Source organism: Akkermansia sp. KLE1798 (genome assembly GCF_001580195.1).
Lineage (GTDB): Bacteria > Verrucomicrobiota > Verrucomicrobiia > Verrucomicrobiales > Akkermansiaceae > Akkermansia > Akkermansia biwaensis.
On the sequence record NZ_KQ971089.1, the window covers coordinates 1 to 4910 of the forward strand.

Below are 4910 nucleotides of genomic sequence, written 5' to 3' on the forward strand. Positions count from 1 at the left end.
TTTGAAATCCGAAGTCAACGAAAATTTTTGATATGAAAACGTTTTAGAAAAGATGAGAAGAGTGAAGAAGAAGCAGGAAAGAAAGGGAGAAACTATGTGAATACATATTCAATAATATCACTATTAATGATTTAGATATTTCCCAAAATAAATCTAAATCTTTATCGAATTTCAAATCCGTATTATTATGCATAAATACATAAAAATTAACACCACAACAAAAATGCGTCTACACCTGCCTATTGCTCTGCTGGCGGCTGTTCTGGCTTGTTACACCAGTGTTTCCCTGGCCGTCCCAACATCTGAATCCCCCGCATGGGGAGCGGACTCCACCTTTAATAACAATGAGCCCGCCAATGAGTATTCAGTTACTGGGAGCCAATCCGTCAACCTTGATGTAAATTCAGGAAACAACAATTATTCCACAGGACTTTATATCGGAGCAGGCTCCTCGTTTACCATTAATCAGAATGCGAACGGCGGCTGTACCATCAATTTGAACGGGGCATTTGCCGGAGAAGGAAATTTAACGCTGGTAGCGGCTAACGGCAATGCCGGCTATGCCTCCAAGTTTGTGCTTGGTTCCCAAGAAAGCAGTTTTTCCGGGAACATTATCCTTTCCCAGAAGGGGACGCAGCCCGGCGGCGCCATTCTCCAGATTACGGGAATGGCTCTCGCCAACGCAACGGTAGATTTGTCAGGCTCAATCAATCAAAGTTCCAGCGCCCTGACGTTGCAAATTTCCAATGCCGCCTCTCTGGCCGGTTTAAATGATGCCGACGGCTTCAGCGGAACACATAAGGGGCGCGTCCAGTCGGCTAATTCCTCCAGAGCGAATCTTACCCTGACGGGTAACGGAAATTACACGTATGGGGGAAGTATCGGGGCAACCACGCAGCATTCCGGAGTAAACGGCAACACTACTCCCACGGGAGGAATAAATCTGATTATGGCCGGAACAGGTACGCAAAACCTGACGGGAACCGTCATCAACGCGAATATCACGGCCCAAGGAGGCATCCTGAATATCAATAATTCTTCCTTGGCTTATTCCGGAATAATCACCATGGCAGGAGGAACGCTGGATTTCACCTCCGCCACTCTGGGGGCAAATGCCGTTCTGAACATGAACGGCACCGGCGTATTGAAAAACGCAGCCATTGACGGAGCCAAGCTAACCTATACGGAATCCGGATCCTCCTTTACCAAGGAAAATGTAACTTTCACTTCAGGCACCATTGACATCGGCGGCGCGCTTGACAGCCTGGTGGAGGGAGAACAGGGATACACGTTTGATTTAGGAAACAACCTCGGTACGAATTTTACCGTTACGGGATTAGAGACAGGGCAATATAGTATAGAAGGCAGCGTGCTGACGATAGAAGACGAGGCGATATCCCGTGTGACGTGGGTATCTGCGGGAGAGGGAGGGGCATTGGAAGAAACGGTCAAGAACGCCTTTACGCTGGCTCTTGGGGAGGGGAGTGCGGCCAACGTCAGCCTGGGATATCTGAACGGGACCCTGACGACCAGCGGGGACAAAGTCTATCAAATCACCAACACCGGCGGAACTAAAATCAACCTGTCCGGGGTATACAACAGCGGGGCGACCCTGCCGTCCGGCAACCTCAACTACCAGGGGGACATATGGATAGACATCAACGGAGGAGCATTCGGCATCATCGCCGGAGGTGTCACCAATGAATGGGGCACCAACCTCCAGACCAGCACGCTGACTGGGGACACCCATGTGCAGCTCTCTGGAAACGCCACGGCGGAACACGTCATCGGCGGGAACACCAAGGGAGCGAGCACCACCCTGACGGGCAGCACAAACGTTACCGTCAAGGATAAAGCCATCGTGGCCGGAGCCATCATCGGAGGAAGCACTTCCTCCCATAATGCCGTCACCATCATCACAGGAAACACAAACGTCCTGGTCACCAACATCCAGTATAGCAACAACGCGACCGTCAACCTGGGAGACTTCGGCAACGTAACAGACCAGAACTTCATCACGGGCGGCAGCGCATGGACGGCCAACCAGGTTTCAGGGACGACAATCCAAGGCAGCACCTCGGTAACTGTTGATTTAAGCAATGCGGAACTCTCCGGCACAGACGGGCAAAACAACTTCGTCAAAAACATCTATGGGGGCAGTTACGCAAACACGAAATCCGTAAGCAACGGAGGCATACAAAAAGTGGAAGGCAGTTCAAGCGTCACCATCACCGGGAAAGAAGGAGTCATCTTCACGGGCAACATCATGGGCGGCTCTTTCTGGAACTGGGGGAACGGCACCACGCTGACCACCAACGGAAACACCGGCGTCTCCATTGACGGAGGCTCCACCTTCACAGGCATGATCGTGGGCGGCTCCTGGAGAGGAAGCACATGGACGGCGGAAGACGCCGCAGCCCTGCCCGTCAGCATTGGCGGCAGCGTCACCGTCACCCTTGGGGCGGGGACCTACCTGGGCGACATCTACGGGGCAGGCAACTGCGGCACGGTAGGAGGCGACGTACTCGTCTCTCTGACGGAAGGAAGCGTCTTTGGAGCAGAAGGGGAAGAAGGCGGCATCATCATTGGAGGAAGCGCCGGAGCGACGGTAGGGGGAGACAGGACGCTCGAACTCAAGGGAAGCTTTGGAGCCACGGACTTCCAACACACAACCTTCACCCAATTTGACAAAATCAACGTTAGCGGAGAAGGGAGCTCCGCCACCATCTACGCGCTGACCGACAGCCCGGCCCTGACCAAAACCGGAGCGGGAGACCTGAAACTCGGGGCAGACGCGGCAGAAGCAGAAACCATCCTCGGCGGAATCACGGAAGGAATTTCCATCATGGAAGGCAGCCTGAACCTCTCCGGAGCCGACGGCAGCCATATGAAGGGGACGTTGAATATCGCCGCCGGCTCCCGTCTGACCGGAGTCACCGGATCCGTAACTGTAGGAGAAGGAGGCCTGGACGGGCTTACCATTGCCCTTGGGACGGAAAACATCGGCCAGGATACGCAAGCATCCGACGCTGTCATCAGCAACGGCAGCGGAACGGGAAGCGACCCGAACCTGGCCATTGCGGGAGAAGGGCTGACGCTGGACCTGAGCAACGACGCCGTTGTCAACCTTCTGCTGGACCACAAAACCGACGACACCTCCAGCTACCTGACCCTGACCAGCGGAACGCTGACCGTCGGTAACCTGGGCGACATTGCCTTCACTACCGACCTTCTGACCAACTACGGCATCCGGGTCACAGGAACGGACGGTGGCAGCTTGGTGCTCAGCGGAGCGGCCACCGGCCTCTACCGCGTGCAGGCGGAAGGAGGAAACGCTCACGAAGTCAACTCCTATCAAACGCTCTCCGGCTACGCCGGCGTTGTCATCGGCAGTGGCCAGACCTTGACGGTCAACCTGGCTGGAACTCCTGGAGAAGAAGACGGCGAAGGAGCTAAAATCAACAACCTGATAGGAGCCTCCGGCAGCAGCCTGGTCGTCAACAACACCGGAGATGGCACGGCCGTCGTCATTCTCAACAACAAAGAAATGACGACGGGAGAAGACGACATTGACCCGGCCGGCCAGGATACCGTCATGGGAGGCAGCATCACGGGAGGCAGCAACGTTGCCTTCATCAAGGAAGGAACCGGGACACTGACGGTTGGAGGAACGATGAACATGGAAACCCTTACTCTGCGTGAAGGCGGCATCGTACTCAACGGCGCGGAAAACTCCCTGGGCACCCTCACGCTGGAAGGAGGCGGCCTGACCATTAACGGCAACGCCGGAATCGGAATCCTCACCGCCACGGAAGCCGGAGGCACCCTGACTATTAAGGGCGCTCTCGACCTGACCGGAACAAGCAGCATGGATTACGGCACCATCACCGGAACCGGCTCCCTCCGCATTCAGGAAGGGGCGGAACTGTCCCTGAGCGGAGAAGCCCGGCTGGACGGAACCGCAGTCACCGCCAACGGCACGCTGAACCTCTCCGGAAAAGAAGCCGGCACCATCAGCAGCCTCTCCGGAACCGGCGCCCTGTCCATGAACGGAGGCAGTCTCTCCATCTCCTCGGCGACATCTTCCGCCGGAACCTTCGCCGGTACTCTAGAAGGCGACGGCACCCTGAACATCTCCGGGAAAACCACCCAATGCCTGCAAACCGGCAATGCGAACTACAACCTCGCCGTCCGTGACGGAGGCATTCTGGTCCTGAAAGGCACCGCGGACGCCCCCACGCTGAACTACAACAGCATCACCGCCGAAAACAACGGCACCCTGCGTATTGAAGCCACCGGGGACGCCCAGGGCAGCGCCAACACCACGCTCAACGTGGAAAGCATCACCTTCCAGAACGGTTCCACGACGGAATTGATCTACAATTTCAATCAGGATGGCCCCTTTGACGCTCCCATGCTGACGGCGGCCACCATCACCATACAGGACGGAGCCAACTTCCTCCTCTCCAACATGGAAGGCAATGCCACCATGAACGCAGGAAACGACCTCCATGACGTCATCCTGATGAGCGCCACCGACAACATCAGCGGCCTGGAAGAAGGGCAAAGCCTCGCCGCCCAGATATCCGGCCTCTTCGCCGTCTATTATCAGGACGCCACCCTGAGCCGCGACGGAAACGACATCCTGCTCAATGCCACACTCCGGCAGGAAAACCTCTTCGCCCCTGCGGCCGGTACGTGGAATTCCGCGGCCGGAGCCAGCCTGCTCTGGGAAGCCCGCAAAAACCTGGACTCCGACTCTCAACTGGCCCAATTCATGAATGGCGTCAGTACCATGATCAGCAACGGCAACCTGTCCGGGGCCGCTCGTTCCATGGCGGCGGCAGCGGGCTCCACGGTCAACGCCCTGGGCACTGCCCAGCGCGACGCCCTGCGCGAACAAATGGGAT

The 4910-nt window shown here is 56.3% G+C and carries 1 protein-coding gene; it reads left to right on the forward strand.

Annotated features, from left to right (window positions below; translation table 11 throughout):
* Positions 1-496: 496 nt before the first annotated feature.
* Positions 497-4910, forward strand: a 4414-nt coding sequence (locus tag HMPREF3039_RS09365) for a beta strand repeat-containing protein (protein ID WP_231863898.1), incomplete at its 3' end; no start/stop codon positions are given.